Origin of the sequence: Streptococcus lactarius (assembly GCF_016642265.1) — a bacterium.
In the GTDB taxonomy this organism is placed as follows: domain Bacteria; phylum Bacillota; class Bacilli; order Lactobacillales; family Streptococcaceae; genus Streptococcus; species Streptococcus lactarius.
On sequence record NZ_MRXX01000007.1, the window covers coordinates 185,445 to 209,335 of the forward strand.

Genomic DNA, 23,891 nt, shown 5'->3' on the forward strand with positions numbered 1-23,891 from the left:
GGCAGTTTGAAACTTCAAATTGCTTTTCTAGTATACTGTTTTATCGCCTGCTAGTCAATGAAAATTTTCTGAAACTAGTTACAGAATTTCTAAAAAATTTTACTATTTACCTGTATATTTTGTTATTTTTTCAATAACAAAGAGGCCCTGCTCTTTCGAGCAAAGCCTCTTCGTCTTGGATCTAAAATTGTCGCCTCATCTACAAAATTGTTGATGTCTCCTCAATTTTAGTCTTCACGTTTCTTGCGTTTTGCAAGTCCAGCAAGTCCAACCATACCAAGTGCAGCACCTAACAATGCAGCTGATACTGATTGTTCTTCACCAGTGTTAGGAAGTCCTGGAGCCGGTGGAGTTGTTGGTGTTGGTGGTGTTGGAGGAGTCGTTGGTGGTGTTGTTGGTGGCGTTGGAGGAGTTGGCGGTGTTGTTGGTGGCGTTGGAGGAGTTGGCGGTGTTGTTGGCGGTGTTGTTGGCGGTGTTGTTGGTGGTGTTGGTGGTGTATTAGGCGGTGTTGTTGGCGGAATAACAGTGTTGTTAAACTCTGTATCTTCTGGCAACTTAGTAGTAGCCACTAATACCTTACCTTCTTTATTCACCACGATACCAACGGTCGCAACCATCTTATCGTAAACAACGCTAGAATCTGTACCACGAATTTCTTCTACATGGTAGAGGTGAGTTCCTTCTTCACCACGTTTGAACTCAAGATTTGAGAAGGTAATCTTACCAGCTGCGTCATTCTTCACAGTTTCGATCACATTGCCTTTTTCGTCTTTTAGAACGAAGCTGAATTCACCAGCTTTCAATGTGCGTCCTTCCAATTTCTTAGTGAATTGGAATTGTACCTTAACCGGAAGATTTACAACACGTTTTTCAGTTGGTTTGTTTGGCTTGTTCACTGTCTTATGAGTTGGGTCATATTGGTGAACTGTTTGAGATGCAGTATTTTCAATGTCCACACCATCTTGTGCACTTTGTTTAATTTCTGCAGGAATTTCAAACTTGTAGTAACGTCCAAAGGCCAACTTAGTTGTGTCGATGACTTGGGTATTTTCTGCATCACCAAGAGACTTAGTAAGATCTGCTTTAGATGTTGCAGTGATGAGACCATTTTCAAGCTTGATGTCAAACTTAGCTGTTACATCTTCTCCTGTTATAGAGTCGTATGCTTTAATATCTGCTACGTTGATATTCAAGTTTTCGCTATCATATTTATCTGTCACACCAACAGATTGAATATTGTGTGCTTCAGTGAATTTAGTTGTATCCAACCATACTTGGTAGTATACTTTATCACCTTTCTTGAGTGTCTTCGTATTGATATTTTGAGCTTCGTTGTTGGCAGTTCCGTCCGCATATGGGTTGGCATTTGTGTCTGCCACCTTATTCTTCAACTCACTATCATCGTCGAGAAGTTTCACACCTGTAAGATCGAATTTGGATTCGTTCAAGATGTATTTCTCTGGATTGAAATCAGGAGTTTCTGGAGGACGAACAGTATTGTTGAATTCTTTATCCGCGATTTCGCCAACTTTCGCTACGAGAAGTTTAGCAGTTCCGTCATGTGAAACGGTTACTGTTACATTCGCTTTCATCGTATCGTAAGTGACAGTTGCGTCTGTTCCCTTCACTTCTTCTACAGTGTAGTTGTGAACGCCTTCTTGACCCTTCTTGAATTCAAGTTTAGAGAATTTAACGTTACCAGCCGCATCGTTGCTTACTGTTTCAACAACTTTACCTTCTGAATCTTTAAGCACGAAGCTGAATTCGTTAGCTTTCAGTTCACGACCTTCCAAACGTTTAGTGAAGTTGAATTCGATGTCAACTGGAACACTATTTACACGTTTTTCAGTTGGTTTGTTTGGTTTTTCAACCTTCTTAGTTGTTGGGTTGTAGTAGTTCACAACTTGAGCTGCTGTATTTTCAATATCTGCACCACCAGGAACGTCTGCATTCACTGTTGCTGGAATATCAAATTTATAGTAACGTCCAAACTCGAACTTAGTAGTATCAATGATTTGAGTATTTTCAGCGTCGCCAAGTGACTTAGTGAAGCCATCTTTCAGGTTAGCTGTAATCACACCGTTAGCGATTGAGATATCGAACTTAGATGTAACATCTGCGCCTGATACTGAATCGTAAGCCTTGATGTCTGAAGCATTCACAGTCAACTTAGTTTCATCGTAGTCATCTGTGATACCAACTGTTTGGATGTTATCCTTGTTGTTCGCGTCAAATTGAGTAGTATCCAACCATACTTGGTAGTAAAGTTTTTGACCACGTTTCACTGACTTAGTATTCAAGTTTTCCAATTCGTTGTTTGATGCATCATCAGCGTAAGGGTTGGTATTTGTATCCGCAACCTTGTTTGCCAATTCTTTATCATCGTCAACGAGTTTTGTACCTGTTACGTCAAATTTCGCTTCAGAAACAACATATTTTTCAGGGTTGAACTTAGGTTCTTCTGGAGGACGAACAGTATTGTTGAATTCTTTATCCGCAATATTGCCAACTTTCGCTACGAGAAGTTTAGCAGTTCCGTCATGTGAAACGGTTACTGTTACATTCGCTTTCATCGTATCGTAAGTGACAGTTGCGTCTGTTCCCTTCACTTCTTCTACAGTGTACTTGTGTACGCCTTCTTGACCCTTCTTGAATTCAAGTTTAGAGAATTTAACGTTACCAGCCGCATCGTTGCTTACTGTTTCAACAACTTTACCTTCTGAATCTTTAAGCACGAAGCTGAATTCGTTGGCTTTCAGCTCACGACCTTCCAAACGTTTAGTGAAGTTGAATTCGATGTCAACTGGAACACTATTTACACGTTTTTCAGTTGGTTTGTTTGGTTTTTCAACCTTCTTAGTTGTTGGGTTATAGTAGTTCACAACTTGAGCCGCAGTATTTTCGATATCTACTCCGCCTTTAACGTCCAATTTAACAGTTGCTGGAATATCAAACTTGTAGTAGCGTCCAAACTCGAACTTAGTCGTGTCAATGATTTGAGTATTTTCAGCGTCGCCAAGTGACTTAGTGAAGCCATCTTTCAGGTTAGCTGTGATCACACCGTTAGCGATTGAGATATCGAACTTAGATGTAACATCTGCGCCTGATACTGAATCGTAAGCCTTGATGTCTGAAGCATTCACAGTCAACTTAGTTTCATCGAAGTCATCTGTGATACCAACTGTTTGGATGTTATCCTTGTTGTTCGCGTCAAATTGAGTAGTATCCAACCATACTTGGTAGTAAAGTTTTTGACCACGTTTCACTGACTTAGTATTCAAGTTTTCCAATTCGTTGTTTGATGCATCATCAGCGTAAGGGTTAGCGTTTGTATCCGCAACCTTGTTTGCCAATTCTTTATCATCGTCAACGAGTTTTGTACCTGTTACGTCAAATTTCGCTTCAGAAACAACATATTTTTCAGGGTTGAACTTAGGTTCTTCTGGAGGACGAACAGTATTGTTGAATTCTTTATCCGCAATTTCGCCAACTTTCGCTACGAGAAGTTTAGCAGTTCCGTCATGTGAAACGGTTACTGTTACATTCGCTTTCATCGTATCATAAGTGACAGTTGCGTCTGTTCCCTTCACTTCTTCTACAGTGTAGTTGTGAACGCCTTCTTGGCCTTTCTTGAATTCAAGTTTAGAGAATTTAACGTTACCAGCCGCATCGTTGCTTACTGTTTCAAGAACTTTACCTGCTGAATCTTTAAGAACGAAGCTGAATTCGTTAGCCTTAAGCTCACGACCTTCCAAACGTTTAGTGAAGTTGAATTCCACGTCAACTGGTACGTTGTTCACACGTTTTTCAGTTGGTTTATTTGGTTTTTCAACCTTCTTCGTTGTTGGGTTGTAGTAGTTCACTACTTGAGCCGCTGTATTTTCGATATCCACACCGCCAGGAACATCAGCTTTAACTGTTGTTGGGATGTCGAACTTGTAGTAACGTCCGAAGGCGAATTTAGTTGTATCAATGATTTGAGTGTTTTCTGCATCGCCAAGTGACTTCGTGAAGCCATCTTTAAGAGTCGCAGTAAGCACACCATTGTTCACAGCGATATCGAATTTAGAAGTGACATCATCACCTGTTACCGAGTCGTAAGCTTTGATCTTAGTAGAATCAAGTTCCAACTTAGCTTCATCGTAGTCATCTGAGATTCCTACTGATTGGATGTTGTCCTTGTTAGCTGCGTCAAATTTAGTTGTATCCAACCATACTTGGTAAACCAACTTGTCGCCACGGTTAACAGTCTTCGTATTGATGTTTTCAGCTTCGTTGTTGGCAGTACCATCCACATATGGGTTGGCATTTGTATCTGCGTACTTATCAGCCAATTCAGAATCGTCATCAAGAAGCTTGTTATCAGTGATTGAGAATTTCTCTGCATTCAATACATACTTCTCTGGTTGGAACTTAGGTTCTTCTGGAGGAGTTACACGGTTGTTAAACTCTTTATCAGCAATTGCACCTACAGTTGCTACAAGGGCTTTAGCTGTACCGTCGTGTGATACTGTGATTGCTACAGTTGCTTTCATTGTATCGTATGTAACGGTTGCATCTGTTCCCTTCACTTCTTCTACAGTGTAGTTGTAAGTCTTACCAAGATCATCTTTACCAAACTTAAGTTGAGTGAAGTTAACCTTACCAGTCGCATCATTCTTGACTGTTTCGACAACATTGCCATCTTTCTTAAGAACGAATGTGAATTCTTGATCTTTCAATTGACGACCTTCAAGAGATTTCGTGAATTTAAGATCAAGTGGAACTGGAACACTGTTAACACGTTTTTCAGTTGGTTTGCTTGGTTTTTCAACCTTCTTAGTTGTTGGGTTGTAGTAGTTCACAACTTGAGCTGCTTTGTTTTCAATATCAGCACCAGCTGCGACATCATCTTTCACTGTTGCTGGGATATCAAATTTATAGTAGCGTCCAAATTCGAACTTAGTTGTATCGATTACTTGAGTATTTTCAGCGTCGCCAAGTGACTTAGTGAAGCCTGCTTTCAGGTTAGCTGTCAGAACACCATTGTTATCAGAGATATCGAATTTAGTTGTTACATCTGCACCAGTAACTGAATCGTAAACCTTGATGTCTGATGCAGTTACAGTCAATTTATCCTTGTCGTAGTTATCTGTGATACCTACTGTTTGGATGTTATCTTTGTTGTTTGCATCAAACTTAGTTGTATCCAACCATACTTGGTAGTAAAGTTTAGATCCACGTTCAACTGTCTTGGTATTCAAGTTTTCAGCTTCGTTGTTGTTTGTATTATCGACATATGGATTGGTGTTTGTTTCACCATATTTATCTGTCAATTCAGAATCGTCATCAACGAGCTTCGTACCTGTGATATCGAATTTTGCTTTAGAAACAACGTATTTCTCTGGTTGGAACTTAGGTTCTGTTGGTGGAGTGACACGGTTGTTGAATTCTTTATCGGCAGGATCTGTCACGTTTGTGATCAAGGCTTTCGCAGTACCATCGTGACTGACTTTAACCGTTACCACTGCAGCCATTGGGTCGTAAGTGACAGTTGAGTCTGTACCTTTCACCTCTGTTACAGTGTAAGTGTAAGTACCTTCTTGACCCTTCTTATATTTAAGGGCTGTGACAGTTTCACCAGCTTTGTTTGTGTAATCAACTGGTACGAACTTGAAGTTACCGTCTGCGTCGTTGGTTGCCGTTGCGATGACAACATTGTCGCTATCTTTCAACTCGAATGTGAATTCACCAGCTTTCAACGCACGACCTTCCAATTTCTTAGTGAAGTTGAATTCTACTGAGATTGGAACACTGTTGACACGTTTTTCAGTTGGTTTGTTTGGTTTTTCAACCTTCTTAGTTGTTGGGTTGTAGTAGTTCACAACTTGAGCTGCTTTGTTTTCAATATCGGCACCAGCTGCGACATCGTCTTTCACTGTTGCTGGGATATCAAATTTATAGTAGCGTCCAAATTCGAACTTAGTTGTATCGATTACTTGAGTATTTTCAGCGTCGCCAAGTGACTTAGTGAAGCCTGCTTTCAGGTTAGCTGTCAGAACACCATTGTTATCAGAGATATCGAATTTAGTTGTTACATCTGCACCAGTAACTGAATCGTAAACCTTGATGTCTGATGCAGTTACAGTCAATTTATCCTTGTCGTAGTTATCTGTGATACCTACTGTTTGGATGTTATCTTTGTTGTTTGCGTCAAACTTAGTTGTATCCAACCATACTTGGTAGTAGAGTTTAGATCCACGTTCAACTGTCTTAGTATTCAAGTTTTCAGCTTCGTTGTTGTTTGTATTGTCGACATATGGATTGGTGTTTGTTTCACCATATTTATCTGTCAATTCAGAATCGTCATCAACGAGCTTCGTACCTGTGATATCGAATTTTGCTTTAGAAACAACGTATTTCTCTGGTTGGAACTTAGGTTCTGTTGGTGGAGTGACACGGTTGTTGAATTCTTTATCGGCAGGATCTGTCACGTTTGTGATCAAGGCTTTCGCAGTACCATCGTGACTGACTTTAACTGTTACTACTGCAGCCATTGGGTCGTAAGTGACAGTTGAGTCTGTACCTTTCACCTCTGTTACAGTGTAAGTGTAAGTACCTTCTTGACCCTTCTTATATTTAAGGGCTGTGACAGTTTCACCAGCTTTGTTTGTGTAATCAACTGGTACGAACTTGAAGTTACCGTCTGCGTCGTTGGTTGTCGTTGCGATGACAACATTGTCGCTATCTTTCAACTCGAATGTGAATTCACCAGCTTTCAACGCACGGCCTTCCAATTTCTTAGTGAAGTTGAATTCTACTGAGATTGGAACACTGTTGACACGTTTTTCAGTTGGTTTTTCTTTTGGTGTTACAGATTTATGAGTTGGGTCATAATAGTTCACAACTTGCGCTGCTTTGTTTTCAATATCAGCACCAGCTACGACATCGTCTTTCACTGTTGCTGGAATATCAAATTTATAGTAGCGGCCAAATTCGAACTTAGTTGTATCGATTACTTGAGTATTTTCAGCGTCGCCAAGTGACTTCGTGAAGCCTGCTTTCAGGTTAGCTGTCACAATACCGTTATTAATAGCAATATCGAACTTGTTAGTAACATCTGCACCAGTGACTGAATCGTAAGCCTTGATTTCAGATGCAGTAACATTCAACTTAGTTTCGTCAAAGTCATCTGAGATACCAACTGTTTGGATGTTATCTTTGTTGTTTGCGTCAAACTTAGTTGTATCCAACCATACTTGGTAGTAAAGTTTAGATCCACGTTCAACTGTCTTAGTATTCAAGTTTTCAGCTTCGTTGTTGTTTGTATTATCGACATATGGGTTTGTGTTTGTTTCACCATATTTATCTGTCAATTCAGAATCGTCATCAACGAGCTTCGTACCTGTGATATCGAATTTCGCTTTAGATACAACGTATTTCTCTGGTTGGAACTTAGGTTCTGTTGGAGGTGTTACGGTATTGTTAAATTCTTTATCAGCAGCATCTGTAACAGTTGCTACGATTGCTTTAGCTGTACCGTCGTGAGAAACCACAACTTTCACAGTCGCAACCATTGGGTCGTAAGTAACGGTACTATCAGCACCACGAACTTCTTCTACAGTGTAGTTGTAAGTCTTACCAAGATCATCGCGACCAAACTCAAGTGTCTTGAAGTTTACTTTACCACTTGCATCATTGTGAACACGTTCAACTTCTGTACCATTTTTCTTCAAGATAAATTCGAATTCGTTAGCTTGAAGCGTACGTCCAGCAAGAGTCTTCGTGAATTTAAGATCAAGTGGAATTGGAACACTGTTGACACGTTTTTGTGTTGGTTTGTTTGGTTTTTCAACTGTCTTGCTTACTGGGTTGTAAACGTGAACTGTTTGGTTGGCTGTATTTTCAATATCAGCACCAGCCGCAACAGATGTTTTAACAGTTGCTGGGATATCAAATTTATAGTAACGACCAAATTCGAACTTAGTAGTGTCGATAACTGGGTTGTTTACTTTATCTTTGATAAATTCTTCTTTAGAAGTTGCAGTGATGGTACCATTTTCAACTTTGATGTCGAACTTGTTCGTCACATCTGCACCAGTAACTGAATCGTAAGCCTTGATGTCTGAAGCGTTCACTGTCAATTTATCAGCATCGTATGTATCAGATACACCAACGTATTGAACGTTGTTTGCTTCAGTAAATTGATTTGTATCAAGCCATACTTGGTAAACCAATTTAGAACCACGTTTAACAGTCTTGGTATTCAAGTTTTCTGGTTCGTTGTTGGCAACACCATCAGCATATGGATTCGCGTTAGTTTCAGCGTATTCATCTGTCAACTCATCGTCATCATCCATCAATTTTCTACCAGTAACATCGTATTTTTCTTTGCTTACAACGAATTTTTCTGGTTGGAATTTAGGTGTTTCTGGCGGTGTTACTTTGTTGTTGAATTCTTTATCGGCAGTACCGTCAGTAGCATTACCGTTGGCGTCTTTACCACCTGTTGAAGATACATTGGTAACAGTTGTCAATGAATGACCATTCTTAGCTACTGTCACTGTAACAGTTGCTTTCATGGCATCGTAAGTCATACCAAATTCTTTATTAGCTGGAATGACTTCTTCTACAGTGTAGACGTGTGCTCCAACTTTTGTATTGTCAAATGACAAGTTAGAGAAGGATACGTTACCAGCAGCATCATTTTGTACAGTTTCAACAACTGCACCTGTAGCAGCATCTTTCAATACGAAGCTGAATTCACCTGCTTTAAGGGCGCGACCCGCCAACTTCTTAGTGAAGTCGAACTTGGTCACAACTGGAGCAACAACATAGTTGTTGAATTCAGTATCAGCTGGCATTGTAACAGCTGCGTTCAAAAGACCTGTTTGAGCATCTTTTGTGACGTTAACAGTCACAACAGCGTTCATTGGATCATAATCGATGTTGGTATCTGTTCCAGCTTTTTCACGTACAGTGTAAGTATGTGTACCTGCAGCAGCGTATGAGATTGCATCGAATTGGATTGAACCGTCCGCTGCGTTTTGTTTCGTTTGGATCACATTGCCATTTTCAAGCAATTCGAATGTGAAGGCATTGGCTTCAAGAGTCTTACCTTCCAAACGTTTTGTGAAGCGGAATTGTGCTTGGGTTGCAGCAGGAGTGAAAGTATTGTTGAATTCAGTATCTGCTGGAAGCGTATTAACCGCTTTAAGAACATGACCGTCTTTAGTAACAGTAATGGTTACTGCAGCTTTCATTGGGTCATATTGCATACCAGTTTCTGAACCACGAACTTCTTCAACAGTGTACTTGTGAGTACCAACTTGAGCATTTGTGAATGTCAAATCGTCAAAGGCGATCACACCACTAGCATTGTTAGTCTTAGTTTGAAGTACAGTTCCGTTGGCATCCTTCAATTGGAAAGTGAACTCACCATCTTTAAGGGCACGACCTGCAAGTGCTTTAGAGAAGTTGAACTTGGTCTTAACTGGTGCAACAGCAAAGTTGTTGAATTCAGTATCTGCTGGCATTGTAACAGCTGCGTTCAAAAGACCTGTTTGAGCATCTTTTGTGACGTTAACAGTCACAACAGCGTTCATTGGATCATAATCGATGTTGGTATCTGTTCCAGCTTTTTCACGTACAGTATAAGTATGTGTACCTGTAGCAGCGTATGAGATTGCATCGAATTGGATTGATCCATCAGCCGCATTTTGTTTAGTTTGGATCACATTGCCATTTTCAACCAATTCGAATGTGAAGGCATTGGCTTCAAGAGTCTTACCTTCCAAACGTTTTGTGAAGCGGAATTGTGCTTGGGTTGCGGTAGGAGTGAAGGTATTGTTGAATTCAGTGTCTGCTGGAAGCGTATTAACTGCTTTAAGAACATGACCATCTTTAGTAACAGTGATGGTTACTGCAGCTTTCATTGGGTCATAAGTCATGCCAGCTTCTTTGTGTGCCGGAACAACTTCTTCTACAGTGTAATGATGGACACCAACTTCAGCTTTTGTGAATGTCAAATCGTCAAAGGCGATCACACCACTAGCATTGTTAGTCTTCGTTTGAAGAACAGTTCCGTTCTCATCTTTCAATTGGAAACTGAACTCACCATTTTTAAGTGCACGACCTGCAAGAGCTTTGGTGAAGTCGAATTTTGTCTTAACAGGGGCGACAACGTAGTTGTTAAAGATTTTGTCATCCGCGCTTATTTTATATCCGCCTTCAGCACTGTATTTCACAGCCGCTTGCAAATCACCCGCAGCATTTTGAGTAACCGTGACAGTCATGGTCACTTCCATGTCATCGTAGTCAACATTTGCGTCTTTGCCACGTAACTCAGTGATGGTGTATGTATAAGTACCTACTTTATCAAATGTCAATTTAGAGAAGGTTGCTTTACCATTTTGGTTTGTAACAGTTTCTTCCACACCAGGTGCAGAAGATTTTTCCTTAATCTTAAAGCTAAATTCACCATTTACAAGGGTACGTCCTTCCAATTGTTTTTCAACTTCTGGAGTGACTGTTACAGGCTCTGGTTTTACATAGTAGTAAACAGGTTGTTTGTAAGGAACTAAGGTGTTGAGCAAGTCAACGTTGGTACCAATACCTTTTACTCCACGCTCTAATTGGGCATTTGGAGAAAGGTGACCAATATTATCTCCCAAGAATGGAACAAATACCGTCTTTTTAGGGACATAACCGGCAGCGTCTTGGAAGTCAAATGGAACTTCAATACCATTTGGATGGTTGACGCCATCATTACCTCTGAAAGCAATCGTACGAAGCGGTGTCTTTTTAACCACCAATTCCTTTGTATTGGCTTGCCCTGGTTTAATTGGTTCAGTTTCTGCTAAAAGCATATAACCGTCAGTATTCAATGTACCATCTGAACGTTTGTTTTGTTGTCTTGGATCTAAAAGATAAACACGGATAACTACAGTACCATCTTCACCTACGATTTCCTTGATACGTTTGATTCCTGCACGCTCAGCGTCCATAAATCTGGTACCTACAGTGTAAGGCTTGCTGACATAACCAGTCTTTTCATTCGCATCAGCTGTCTGATAAAGTTTATAATTCACAAACTGACGTTCACCAGAAGCAGTGAAGTTTTGACCTTCCATAGCTGTTATTGAATAACTTGCAAGTTCTACTTCATTCCCGTTAGGTTTATAAGTCTGTGCAGTTTTATCCGTTTTATTAGGATCATAAGTTGGGTTGTTTTTATCAACTACTTTATAAAGCGTTTTTTGATTGACAGTGACAGGGATTTTGTCATTTGAATCTGTGATAGTACGACCGTTATAAGCTGGTTCAACAACGTTGATAATATCCGTTGTCGTACGAGCATTATAAACCGCATCGTAACGAGTTTTCTCTGCTGGAGTTAAGGTATGACCAGCAGCAACTAAGGCTTTGATAGCTGCTCCAACTTCATACCCATTTTGAATAAATGGTTTATCTGTTTTATCAGCAGCAGCTCCCCTACCTTCATTGTAATCTACTTGGAAAGTCAATTCTCCGTTCGATGCAGCAGTTGTAGTTGTGAATTTTTGGACACCACTTGAAGCAGTAATTTTCCTAGTTTCAACAACAGCGCCCGTATTTTTATTAATCAATTCAACTGTTGTATCCGTTGAATTATCAAAACTCTTATAGGCACGTGCATAATAGTTCGTATGATAACGTTCGTTAAACTTCGTTAAATCCCAGATACCGTATGTATAGAAGTCACCTTCTTTTCTTTCATAACCAGCTGGTACAGATTGAGATGAAACACCTGACCCATTTGGATCATCCATAGTAGGAGTTGCTTCTTCATCAGTTTTCAAAGTCGTTTCAACATCAATAGGTTGGTTGTTGTGGTCTGTCAAAGCACGACGGTTACGACGGCTACGACCTGATGCCAAAGCTCCGCCGTTCGTCATATCAGTTGCGGCACGATCAAGTACTGCACTGCGATCTTCAGCTGCTGCTTGATCTGCTTTAGGAGCTTCAGTACCACGAAGTGAGGCTGGTTGCGCTGTAGGTTTGAGGGCTACTCGAGCAGCTTCACTTGCAGTTGCTGCTTCCGAGCTTTGACTAGCTGCAGCACGAGTTGAAGTTGCTGGTGCTGGTGTAGAGGCTGTAGTCGCCGCTGGTGTAGAGGCTGGTTTAGAGCTTAACTCTGCCTTATTTGTAACTGGTAGAGCGGTTTCTGGCAATGAACCAACGTTTAGCGGTTTTACAGCTTCTTCAGCTTTCGGAGCTGATTTTGCTGCTTCCTCAGCTTTAGCTGCTGCTTTTTTAGCCTCAGATTGCTCTTTGACTTCCTGCGCAGCACCTGTATTTGCTTGATCGACTTTCGTTTCTGTAGCTTTATAAGAAGCTTCAGTAGAAGAGGCAGCTGTTTCAGCTGCTACTGTGCTATCAGATGCAGACTCCGTCGAAGCCGACGTCGATGCACCTGAAGGGGTAGTTGCTTCATCCGCAGAAGCCGTATTGGCACCTGCAGCGAAAAGAGCTGTCCCTAAGAGAACAGAACAAACGCCAATGCTATACTTCCGCAAGGAAAAACGCTGGCGTCTATTAAATACATCCTTCATTTGATAGGATCTCCTTTTTCATATTTCATGATTCCATGATACAAACCAAATTGTAATATTATAGACATATTTTGTCAATTTGTTGTAATTAAATTGTTTTATTTTTAATATTTCCCCGAATTCTATACCCCCACCCCCTCTGTTTTTGAATTTTTTTCCCAATCGGTACACTTAATTTAAACAACAAAAAAAGCCATAGTAGATCCATAAATAGGGATCTATCACAGCTTTTCTTCTTTATTTTACTTCTGAAATCAAGCCAGTATTGACATCGTATACGGCTCCGGAAATCTTCACATCCTCTGGAATCAAAGGGGAAGCTTTCAAGATCTCCATATCCTCTCGGACACTCTCTTCCACGTCCTGGAAGGGAAGGAAATCCCGGTCCCCCACGTCTACTCCGAGTTCCTTCTTGAGATACTGACGGAAGGGCTCATTTTCAAAGGTTTGTGCCCCGCAATCCGTATGGTGCAGGACCACGATTTCGCGAGTTCCCATCTGTTGCTGAGAGATCACGAGCGAGCGAATCATATCTTCGGTCACGCGCCCTCCAGCATTCCGCAAAATGTGGGCGTCTCCCAAGGCAAGACCAAGAGCTGGTGCCACGTGAAGACGAGAATCCATACAGGTCACAATGGCCACTTTTGTTTTAGGCTTGATCGGTAGATGGAGATCTCCGTGCAAGCCAACATAGGCTTGGTTGGCTTTTAAAAAATTATCAAAATAGGTCATAGCCACTCCTTCATTTCCTTTGAGATTCAAATTATCTATTATTGTACCACAATCTACCTGTCCTGTCAGAAACGAGCCTTTAAGATTTGTCACACCGGAAAAAAGGCCCTCAGCGTTTGCATCTTGGCCTTTTCTACTATTAAAATACTTTCTTTAAGACTTCACTCAGAGTCGTCACACCAACCACTTGAATTTCGGATGGTGTCGTGATCCCTGTCAGTGAATTTTTCGGTACATAGATTTTTGTGAAACCGAGCTTAGCCGCTTCATTGATCCGCTGCTCAATCCGATTGACCCGACGGACCTCTCCTGTCAAGCCCAACTCTCCAACAAAACACTCCTGCGGGTTGGTTGGCTTGTCCTTATAGCTCGAGGCAATGGCAACGGCAACCGCTAAGTCAATCGCAGGTTCATCTAATTTGACACCACCTGCAGACTTAAGGTAGGCATCCTGATTTTGGAGCAAGAGACCTGCCCGTTTCTCCAAAACAGCCATAATCAAACTAGCTCGATTAAAATCAAGCCCCGTTGTCGTCCGCTTGGCATTCCCAAACATGGTCGGTGTCACCAAGGCCTGCACTTCTGCAAGAATCGGACGGGTTCCCTCCATGGTCACCACGATGGACGAACCAGTCGCACCGTCTAAACGCTCTTCTAGGAAAACTTGACTCGGATTGAGGACTTCGACCAGTCCACCTGACTGCATCTCAAAGATCCCAATCTCATTGGTCGAGCCAAAACGGTTCTTGACCGCTCTCAGGATCCGGAAGGTATGGTGACGTTCCCCTTCAAAGTAAAGCACCGTATCCACCATGTGTTCCAGCATCCGAGGACCTGCCAAGGTTCCTTCCTTTGTTACGTGTCCAACGATAAAGATGGCAATGTTATTGGTTTTGGCCAGCTGCATGAGTTCAGCTGTCACTTCCCGCACCTGAGAAACCGACCCTTGTACCCCTGAAATCTCAGGAGACATAATGGTCTGGATAGAGTCGATGATGAGAAAGTCAGGCTGGATTTTCTCTACCTCTGCTCGCACGCTCTGCATATTGGTCTCAGCATAGAGGTAAAACTCACTGTCAATATCCCCCAAACGCTCTGCCCGAAGTTTGATCTGCTGGGCTGACTCCTCGCCACTAACATAGAGGACCGTTCCCACTTGAGACAGTTGGGTCGATACTTGCAGGAGCAGGGTTGATTTTCCAATCCCAGGGTCTCCCCCGATGAGGACGAGACTTCCTGGGACGACACCGCCTCCAAGCACACGGTTAAATTCCTCCATCTCGGTCTTAGTTCGATGGACATTGATGGAGGTCACCTCAGCCAGTTTCATGGGTTTGGTCTTTTCACCTGTCAAGGACACCCGTGCATTCTTGACCTCTGCAACCTCTACCTCCTCGACAAAGGAAGACCAAGAACCACAGTTGGGACAGCGCCCTAGGTATTTGGGTGAATTGTAGGCACAATTTTGACAAATAAATGTCGTTTTTTTCTTAGCGATCGTATTTCTCCTTTATTTCCCCGTACTTCCAAATCCACCAGTACGAACACCATCTGCTTCATCTCCATCTGCGATTAAAAATGGTGCAAAGACAGCCTGAACCACACGTTCCCCAACTTCAAGAACAACTTCTTGATCGGTAATATTTTTCATCTGAGCAAAGATATGGCCTTCATTTCCTGGATTACCATAGTAGTCGCCATCAATAACCCCCACAGAGTTGATCAAGACCAGACCCTTTTTGCGAGGATTAGAAGAACGATCATAAAGATAGAGCACCTCACCCGCTTGCATATAGGCCTTGACCCCAGTTGGAACGAGGACGATCTCGCCTGGTGCAATGACCGTGCGCTCGGCTACCTTCAAATCATAGCCAGCCGCATGGGCCGTCTCCCGTTTTGGCAGCAAGTCCTGATTGGTATAGCTTGATACAAGTTCAAATCCACGAATTTTTGTCATCATCATTCCTCTTTCATTCTAAATAGTTTCTATCTCTTCTATTATACCATCACTTTTTTGAAAAGCGTTCCTTCAATTCTATTATTCGTAATTTTTTTAAAATTCCTTTTCAGTCAGTAAGTTGCATGTAATTTTCATGTTTTTTCTGAAAATAAAAAACCTTTATGAGTCATTTGACATACAATGTGTGCTAAAAAATTCTATTTTTAGGTTGAATCTACTCTTTAATTTTGCTATAATTCCTCTTATAGGGAATAATTTTAAAACTAAAATATTTTTCTTACTAAAACAAATATATGGGGGCCTTTCTCAAGATTCAATTTGGAAACTGGAGATCTTACAGAACGGATACAGATCTCAACCAGTTTGACCATATGGTTTCGTGGGAATAGGATTTTTATGAAAAAAGGGGAAGATAAAATGGATAATAGAAAAAACATCAAAATTTTTGCATTTATCCTTGCTTTATTAACGGTTCTTTTCACTCTCAGCTTGACCAAAACGTCCGCTGAGACACCTGGAGTAACTATTACTGGTAAATTTGTAGATACCATTTTAAATGTTCAAGTGTCTAACAATGAAGGTGGGAATCTTGATTGGGAATTAGGAGAATGGGCAACATTCCGAATCAATGCCGACTTTAACTTAGCCGGTAAGGATGTTAAAGCAGGGGATACAACCGATATCACTGTATCAGATGCTTTGATTATTACATCACAAAGCTTTGATATTAAAGATGAAAAGACCAATGAAGTCATCGCTCATGCAAAAGTGGATAAGGATAATAAAAAGATTTCATTAACTTATACGGATTATGCGGAGAAACATTCAGATACACATGGTAATTTTTATTTCTACGCTCGTATCGACTTCAAGAAGCACCCTCAACAAGGAGAAATCCCGGTTGAAGTGACGGTTAACAACAAAACAACTATTGCAGGTAAAGTTACCTTTAAAGGTGTTGGTGATGGTAATCCAAACCTTTTAAAGAAAACAAGTTGGGTTCACTCAGATGATCCTAAGACTATTTCCTATGGCATTTCTGTGAACCAACTAAAGCAAAATATTAAAAAGGTAACAGTAGAAGACAAATTGCAATTTACCAATGCTTCTTATGTTAAAGATAGTTTTCGTGTGACAAAAGGTGAGATGTCTTATGTAAATGGTGAATGGCAATTTAATAATACTAAGGATGTAACCAATGAACATCCAGTTACTGTTGGTGAAAATGGTCAATCATTTGTTGTGAATCTTGGAGATATCAGTGAAACGGATCAATACCGTATTACGTATGATGTCCACTTAAATTACTCACCAGCCGATGGCGAAATTTTAAGTAACCAAGCTACCTTAAAAGGGAAAGATATAGAAACTAAAGTAGCCCTCAACAAAGCTGCTGTTCAGATTGCAGGTGGTTCTGGTGTCGGTTATGTCTTTACCATTCATATCCATAAAGTGGGCGACGCGAATCAACCACTTGCTGGAGCTAAATTCAAAGTGGTACGTCAAGCCAACAACCAAGTAATCGGGGAATATGTGACCGATAAAGATGGGAATATCACAGTCAATGGTCTTTTAAAAGATAAATACATCTTAACTGAGTTACAAGCACCTGAAGGTTATACCATTACTACTGCTGATACCCCAGTTAATGCTGAAGACTTTAGCGGAACGGACCATGCGGTAACGAAGACAATTGTCAACCCAAAAGAAAAACCAAAAACAACCACAACTACTAGCACAACTACAACTACTACGACTACAGTAGCGCCTACTACTAGTACTACAACTACAGTAGCACCTACGACTAGTACTACGACTACTGAAGCACCTTCTACTAGCACTACGACTACTGAAGCACCTTCTACTAGCACTACAACTACAGTAGCGCCTACTACTAGTACCACAACTACAAAAGAGACTACTACTAGTACTACAACTACAAAAGAGACTACTACTAGTACTACAACTACAAAAGAGACTACTACTAGTACTACAACCACACCAGGAGGACCTGTGACTACGGCTAAGTCTACTACAACTACACCAGGAGGGCCATCAAACAACCATTCTGGAACGACCAAGTCAACGAATGGTCGTCGCAAAGGTTTCCTTCCAAATACAGGGGAAATTGCTGCAACAGGGGCTATCCTAACAGGAGTTATCGTTCTATCTGGCGCAATCGTCTTGAAACGTAAAATTTCAAATAACTAATAAGAGTGGATCTCACTCATACTAAAAAGAATAGCATCCCGCGGGGGTGCTATTCTTTTTTATACCAGAGTCTTTTTATCTAAAAGCAAATTCGATCTTGCAATATCCCCTTTCAATTAGGAATAGCAGAACCCCCCTATTTCTCTGTTTGGTCAAATTGCCCATTTTTATCATCAAAGTTCTCTTTTACTCTATAGCTATTCTTATCTCTTCTATAATGTGGCTATCTTTTGTGAAGCATCTTTTCAATTCTATTATTCGTAATTTTTTGCATAGATATTTTTAGGTTGTTTTTTTAAAAACTATGATCGAATGCTTGATACTTAGATTCATTTTTGCTATAATGCCTCCTGTAGGGAATAATTTTAAAACTAAAATATTTTCCTTGCTAAAACAAATATATGGAGGTCTTTCTCAAGTTTCAATTTGGAGAACTGTAAATCTTACGGAGCCTATATAGATCTCAACCAGTTTTACCATATTGTTTCGTGGGAATAGGATTTTTATGAAAAAAGGGGAAGATAAAATGGATAATAGAAAAAATATCAAAATTTTCACATTTATCCTTGCTTTATTAACGGTTCTTTTCGCTCTTAGCCTAACCAAAACATCAGCTGAGACGCCTAATATTACCGTTAGTGGAAAGTTTGTGGATACTATTAAGAATATCAATGTTACCAGTGAGAACGGAGGTAATATTGAAGACGGCGTTGGAAAATGGCAGAATTTTAGAATTAATGCAAACTATGATTTAGCTGGGAAAAATGTGAAGGCAGGAGATACGACAGATATTTCTATTTCCGACCCTCTAATCATTTCTTCACAAAGTTTTGAGATTCGTGACACTCAAACTAATCAAATTATTGCACATGCAACAGTTGATAAGGATAATAAAAAGATTTCATTAACATATACTGATTATGTTGAAAATCATTCTGATACAAATGGTTCTTTTTACTTCTACGCTCAAGTAGATTATAAAAAACATCCTGAAGCTGGAGAAGTTCCGGTTCAAGTAACGGTTAACAACAAAACAACTATTGTTGGAAAAGTGAATTTCAAAGGGGTTGGAATTTCAGAACCTAAATTGTTCGTTAAAATAAGTGATGTTCAGAAAGACCCAACATTAATTAAATATGCAATTTCTGTCAATCAAAATAAACAAAATATTAAAGAAGTTACGGTAGAAGATCATTTACAATTTACGAATGCAGAATACGTAAAAGGTAGTATTCGCGTGTATAAGGGAACCTTCTCTAATACTGACGGTTCATGGCAGTTAAATGATACAGTAGATGTGACAGACCAACATACGGTAACGGTTAGTGATGACGGTCAGTCTTTCACTGTTAACCTTGGAGATGTTACTGAAGCAGATCAATACCAAATTTTATATGACGTTCGCTTAAAATATACACCTGCCGATGGAGAAGTTTTAAAAAATGAGGCGACACTAAAAGGTAAAGGTGTTGTTATTAAACAAGCTTTAAATGCTTCTGCCATTCAAATTGCAGGTGGATCTGGTGTCGGTTATGTCTTTACCATTCATATCCATAAAGTGGGCGACGCGAATCAACCACTTGCTGGAGCTAAATTCAAAGTGGTACGTCAAGCCAACAACCAAGTAATCGGTGAATATGTGACCGATAAAGATGGGAATATCACAGTCAATGGTCTTTTAAAAGATAAATACATCTTAACTGAGTTACAAGCACCTGAAGGTTATACCATTACTACTGCTGATACTCCAGTTAATGCTGAAGACTTTAGCGGAACGGACCATGCGGTAACGAAGACAATTGTCAACCCAAAAGAAAAACCAAAAACAACCACAACTACTAGCACTACAACTACAACTACTACGACTAGTACTACGACTAGTACTACGACTAGTACTACGACTAGTACTACAACTACAGTAGCACCTTCTACTAGCACTACAACTACTGAAGCGCCTTCTACTAGCACTACGACTACTGAAGCGCCTTCTACTAGCACTACAACTACTGAAGCACCTTCTACTAGCACTACGACTACAGTAGCGCCTACTACTAGTACTACAACTACAAAAGAGACTACTACTACTAGTACTACAACTACTGAAGCACCTACGGCTAGTACTACAACTACACCAGGAACACCTACTGCTAGCACAACAACTACACCAGGAACACCTACTGCTAGCACAACAACTACACCAGGAGGGCCATCAAACAACCATTCTGGAACGACCAAGTCAACGAATGGTCGTCGTAAAGGATTCCTTCCAAATACAGGGGAAATTGCTGCAACAGGAGCTATCCTAATAGGAGTTGTCATTCTATCTGGCGCAATCGTCTTGAAACGTAAAATTTCAAATAACTAATAAGAGTGAATCTCACTCATACCAAAAAGAATAGCATCCCACGAGGGTGCTATTCTTTTTTGATACTAGAATCTTTTTAATATGAGCTGATTTCATCCTTTTCTCGTCTTAACTGAATGATGAGATAGGTTATCGAAATCATCGATAAGAGAGCCCCTAAAATAACTCCTTTTTGTCTAAAAACAAATTCGATCTTATGATTTCCCTTTGTAATTGGGAAAGACAGGAAAGCGTCCCAGGCTTTTTCTGTTTGGACAAATTTTCCATCTACTTTCACCTTCCATCCGTCACTATAAGGGATAGAGGTCATCATATAGTTGCTATCATCTGTAATGGAAACATCTCCAACAATATGGGTATTTGCAAACTTCGTCACATGCAAACCTTGTTTTTTACGATTATCCAGTACTTGCTGAATCTGATCGATATCCGCACGATAGACACCAGCATTACTCATATCGATATGATCTGTTTTAAATCTAAATTCAATAACTGTTTCTTGATTTTCTGTTTGATCCGTCAACTGCCAAATTTGTCTTTGAGTAAAGATTTTATCATTTAGTAGCCATTTATTATTTAGCAATACAGAATAGTCTTGATTTTGGATCAGAGATACAGGCGTGAAAAAGTAATAAGTATTATTGGTACGAGGAATGACCTTGTAACGAATAATAGCTTCTTTTGAAGGATCAATTCTATTATAGATTGCTTCTCCAGTCTCCTTATTGACCTTTTCTTCCTTGACATTTTCTGTCTCGATTGAACTAAAGGCTAGAGGTTTAAAGTACTCAACTACATCCTTGTTTTCCTGTTGGTGTCCCTCCATCGAGTTCAAGATAATGTTTTGATTAGCAAAGGCATTGTTGACACCAAAACGAATATTTCTAACTAGAGAATTGGTTCCATAGGCAAGAGGGAAAGAATTAGGATTTTTATAAACGATATAGCGTTCATCCTCATAGACCTTGTCTGAGAAGTAGCGATTCAAATCAAAGCGCTCTGTAAAGCGGTAAGAGTACATCTTTTCAGGGTGTGCATCTACCTCTTTTTGATCCCAGTCTTTAGTACTCATAAAATATCGAATTCCATACAGGGCATCTGTCAACGGTGTGCCATTAGCATACTGGGTCGCCGCATTAACTCCTAGATCTCCCATGTAAGCAAAATGATCCATTGTACTACGTTCCAAGCTCGAACTAAACGTACTTAATCCTGGATAAGAGACCAGCGAAGGAACCGTTCTAGAATAAGCAAAATTAGTTGCAATTCGGTAGAATGGTTGATCAGCATTTTCTTGAACACTATCTGTTACTCGCTTAACTGAAACAGTAGCATCTGCAAATTTACGTACATCATCGTAAACAAATGTCACTTGAGATAAATAGGCATTATAGCCTAACTCAAAGATTGTCAATAACGAAACAACAATCACTGATATGCGCGACCATTGAAGGTTTAGAATTCCTAAGATAGCTAAGTAAAGCATCACTGTAATTCCCACTTGCGACAACAAGTAACCCATTTTTAAGAGGATAGCCGCTACTACTAGAAGAACACCAGCACCTCCCATACGAATGGCTTTTGACAATTGGCTCTTCTGGGATTTTTCCCAATAGGCATAAAAGAGTAAGCTAATAATTGCTGCAAGTAAGAGAACACTTAAAATAGAAAATTTTGAGAAGAATTGGGTAATGGCTTTAGGCTGAGTCTTTGCAATAAAGCTATATTGGTGGAAATATAGATACACCACTGATAACAGTAGACCTAGGCCAATGAGACAATTGGTCCATTTTGAAATAAGCACCTTTGTCTTCACAGCCTGGTAGGCTAAGACCAACATAAAGAATGAAAATAGCCAAGAAAAACGGAAGAAGAAACCTGCTGGATTTTGACCCATATGCCAAATCTTGCTGACAAATTCATTCACAAAGGAAATTAGAAAGACTAAAGTCACAATCCCCGCAGCCCATTTTTTAGCTTTCGAGACCTCTTTTGATTGGAAATAAAAGATATAGCCGAGAAAACTCAAAGCGCCGATAAAGATGTTGGGTAAATTTGGACCAGCAGACCAACCAGAAGTTGTATCAAAGCCTCCCACTACTAATTTCGCAAGAATATCTAGTGGATTAATTTGGAAGGCAAAGGAGAAGGTCATGCCTCCACCGACTTGTCCTTTACTTTCTATCAGATTAAAGAATACCGGTAGAATCAAAATAGCAGCTGTCGCAATCCCGATTATGGTATAAATGACTAGCTGTAAGAGGGGGAGACTAAAGTTTTTCAGTCTTGTCTTGAAATCTCCCTCACCCATTAATCTTGGAGATACATAATAGCAAGAATACAAGACAATAAAGATGGAGATCATATACCCCATATAAAATTGGAGCAAGACGGTTAAGCCTAAAGCCAAGGCGTACTGATAAGGGGACTGACCATCTAATAGTTTTTCCAGATACACAATGACAATTGGAAGTAGGATCATAGCATCATAGAAAATGACATTCATCTGATAGGAAACCATCATACCAGATAATGCATAAGCCGTTGAAAATAGTGGCACCATCCACCTTCTAGAGACTGATCCTTTGTAGCGTTTGATCAAAAGGAAGGCGAAGGACATTCCCATGGCTCCATAACGAAGCCAAATCGTTAAGAATACAGCAGCTCCAAAATACTTTAGTGGTGTTAAAATGTAGATCAGATTGAAGGGGCTCATCAAATAATAACCCAAAACCCCAATCATATCTCCACCAAGAGATTTGGTAAATGAATAACTCAAACTGGAGAGATCTCCAGTCAGTACAGCATTTTTTAGTAGCCCAAAGAAACTGATATACTGCTGACCAAAGTCAACAGCCATTAAACTTTTATTACCAAAGGGATACATTCCTATTGATGCCCACACAAGAAGCATAATGGTCATTGGAAGTAGAGCACTAGCTACATAGAGAATCTTCTTTGGATATTTTTTCAAAAGCTCTTGCCAGCGCATAAACCAGATTAACATGTTTTCTCCTATCTTTTTTATCCGATATGATTTTCTTTTGCTTTTTCGATATTTGTTTCTTCAATAATAAAGTGAGGACGACGCTTCACTTCATAATAGATCTTACCAATATACTCTCCAAGAATCCCAATAAAAATCAACTGAACACCACTAAATAAGATAATGGCTGCTATCGTCGTAAAATAACCACTGACATAATTCCCAGCAGAAAGAATATATTTCATCAATTCAAACACCAGATATAGAAGGGCCAGTCCTAAGGAGATAAAACCAAATTGAATACATACACGTAAAGGACGATCATTAAAAGAAATGATCCCTTGTATGGCATAGTTCAATGATTTTTTAAAACCAAATTTGCTTTTTCCAGCTTTACGGATTTCATTCTTATAAGGGATGACTTTTTCTTTGAATCCGATCCACTCATACAAACCTTTGTTAAAACGATTATACTCAGGCATGGATACAAATGCTTCCATTGCTTTTCGGCTAAGCAGTCGTAGTTCTGATTTCCCATCTGTCAAATGGACATCCATGGAACGATTGGACAAGAAATAAAACAAACGAGCAAATGAACTTCCAATGAAAGACTCACCTTCACGAGTACGTTGTCCACTGACAATATCGTAGCCCTCATTATAGGCTTCTAAGAATAAGGGAATCAGATACGGCGGATGCTGGAGATCCCCATCCATGACCATCACTGCATCTCCACTTGCATACTTAAAGCCCGCTAAAATCCCACTCTCTCGACCAAAATTTCGGCTAAATCGAATATATTTTACCCGTTTGTTCTCTTTCGCAAACCCTTCAATCAGTTCAAATGTTTTATCATTACTCCCATCATCGATGTAAAGTAGTTCATAATCCGTGAGCTCATGATCTAACATCTTCTCCAGCTGGTTTGAAATTTCACGATGTGTTTGAGGTAGTACTAACTCTTCATTCAAGAGAGTTATTAATATGGACAATTTCATCCCTTCACTCCTATTTACCTTTTTCAAAAAAGAGAGAGCAAAAGCTCTCCCCTGATATAGAAACTCA

8 protein-coding genes are annotated in these 23,891 nt (G+C 40.0%); 2 read left to right on the forward strand and 6 right to left on the reverse strand.

Annotated elements, in window-relative coordinates:
• Positions 1 to 227: 227 nt before the first annotated feature.
• From BTU61_RS06245 to BTU61_RS06260, 4 genes are all read right to left on the reverse strand, one after another.
• Complete coding sequence (locus tag BTU61_RS06245) at positions 228 to 12,572, reverse strand: SspB-related isopeptide-forming adhesin (protein ID WP_200772808.1); 12,345 nt, start codon at positions 12,570 to 12,572, stop codon at positions 228 to 230.
• A 237-nt stretch (positions 12,573 to 12,809) separates the two neighbouring features.
• Entirely contained in the window at positions 12,810 to 13,304 is a 495-nt protein-coding gene (locus BTU61_RS06250) for a beta-class carbonic anhydrase (protein WP_187539425.1), read from the reverse strand.
• Between the two features lie 139 nt (positions 13,305 to 13,443).
• Complete coding sequence (gene radA, locus BTU61_RS06255; protein WP_200772841.1) at positions 13,444 to 14,802, reverse strand: DNA repair protein RadA; 1,359 nt, start codon at positions 14,800 to 14,802, stop codon at positions 13,444 to 13,446.
• Between the two features lie 12 nt (positions 14,803 to 14,814).
• The gene (locus BTU61_RS06260) at positions 14,815 to 15,261 is read right to left on the reverse strand and encodes a dUTP diphosphatase (protein ID WP_023919767.1); all 447 of its coding nucleotides are present in this window, start codon (positions 15,259 to 15,261) and stop codon (positions 14,815 to 14,817) included.
• 420 nt (positions 15,262 to 15,681) lie between these two features.
• Here BTU61_RS06260 and BTU61_RS06265 point away from each other — a divergent pair, with 420 nt between their 5' ends.
• Positions 15,682 to 17,475, forward strand: coding sequence for an Ig-like domain-containing protein (locus BTU61_RS06265; protein ID WP_200772809.1), 1,794 nt, complete (start codon positions 15,682 to 15,684; stop codon positions 17,473 to 17,475).
• Between the two features lie 526 nt (positions 17,476 to 18,001).
• Positions 18,002 to 19,840, forward strand: a complete 1,839-nt coding sequence (locus BTU61_RS06270) for an LPXTG cell wall anchor domain-containing protein (RefSeq protein ID WP_200772810.1) — start codon at positions 18,002 to 18,004, stop codon at positions 19,838 to 19,840.
• A gap of 76 nt (positions 19,841 to 19,916) precedes the next feature.
• Here BTU61_RS06270 and pgfM1 read toward each other — a convergent pair whose 3' ends face one another.
• Both pgfM1 and pgfS read right to left on the reverse strand, forming a co-directional pair.
• On the reverse strand, positions 19,917 to 22,847 hold the full coding sequence (gene pgfM1, locus BTU61_RS06275; protein WP_200772811.1) for a glycosyltransferase PgfM1: 2,931 nt from the start codon (positions 22,845 to 22,847) through the stop codon (positions 19,917 to 19,919).
• A 17-nt stretch (positions 22,848 to 22,864) separates the two neighbouring features.
• Positions 22,865 to 23,824, reverse strand: coding sequence for a glycosyltransferase PgfS (gene pgfS / locus BTU61_RS06280; protein WP_200772812.1), 960 nt, complete (start codon positions 23,822 to 23,824; stop codon positions 22,865 to 22,867).
• Positions 23,825 to 23,891 lie beyond the last annotated feature (67 nt).

Excerpts from the sequence above, each read along its gene's own strand:
- BTU61_RS06245 (WP_200772808.1), bottom strand. The coding sequence starts at position 12,572 with ATGAAGGATGTATTTAATAGACGCCAGCGTTTTTCCTTGCGGAAGTAT.
- BTU61_RS06250 (WP_187539425.1), bottom strand. The coding sequence starts at position 13,304 with ATGACCTATTTTGATAATTTTTTAAAAGCCAACCAAGCCTATGTTGGC.
- BTU61_RS06260 (WP_023919767.1), bottom strand. The coding sequence starts at position 15,261 with ATGACAAAAATTCGTGGATTTGAACTTGTATCAAGCTATACCAATCAG.
- BTU61_RS06265 (WP_200772809.1), top strand. The coding sequence starts at position 15,682 with ATGGATAATAGAAAAAACATCAAAATTTTTGCATTTATCCTTGCTTTA.
- BTU61_RS06270 (WP_200772810.1), top strand. The coding sequence starts at position 18,002 with ATGGATAATAGAAAAAATATCAAAATTTTCACATTTATCCTTGCTTTA.
- pgfM1 (WP_200772811.1), bottom strand. The coding sequence starts at position 22,847 with ATGTTAATCTGGTTTATGCGCTGGCAAGAGCTTTTGAAAAAATATCCA.
- pgfS (WP_200772812.1), bottom strand. The coding sequence starts at position 23,824 with ATGAAATTGTCCATATTAATAACTCTCTTGAATGAAGAGTTAGTACTA.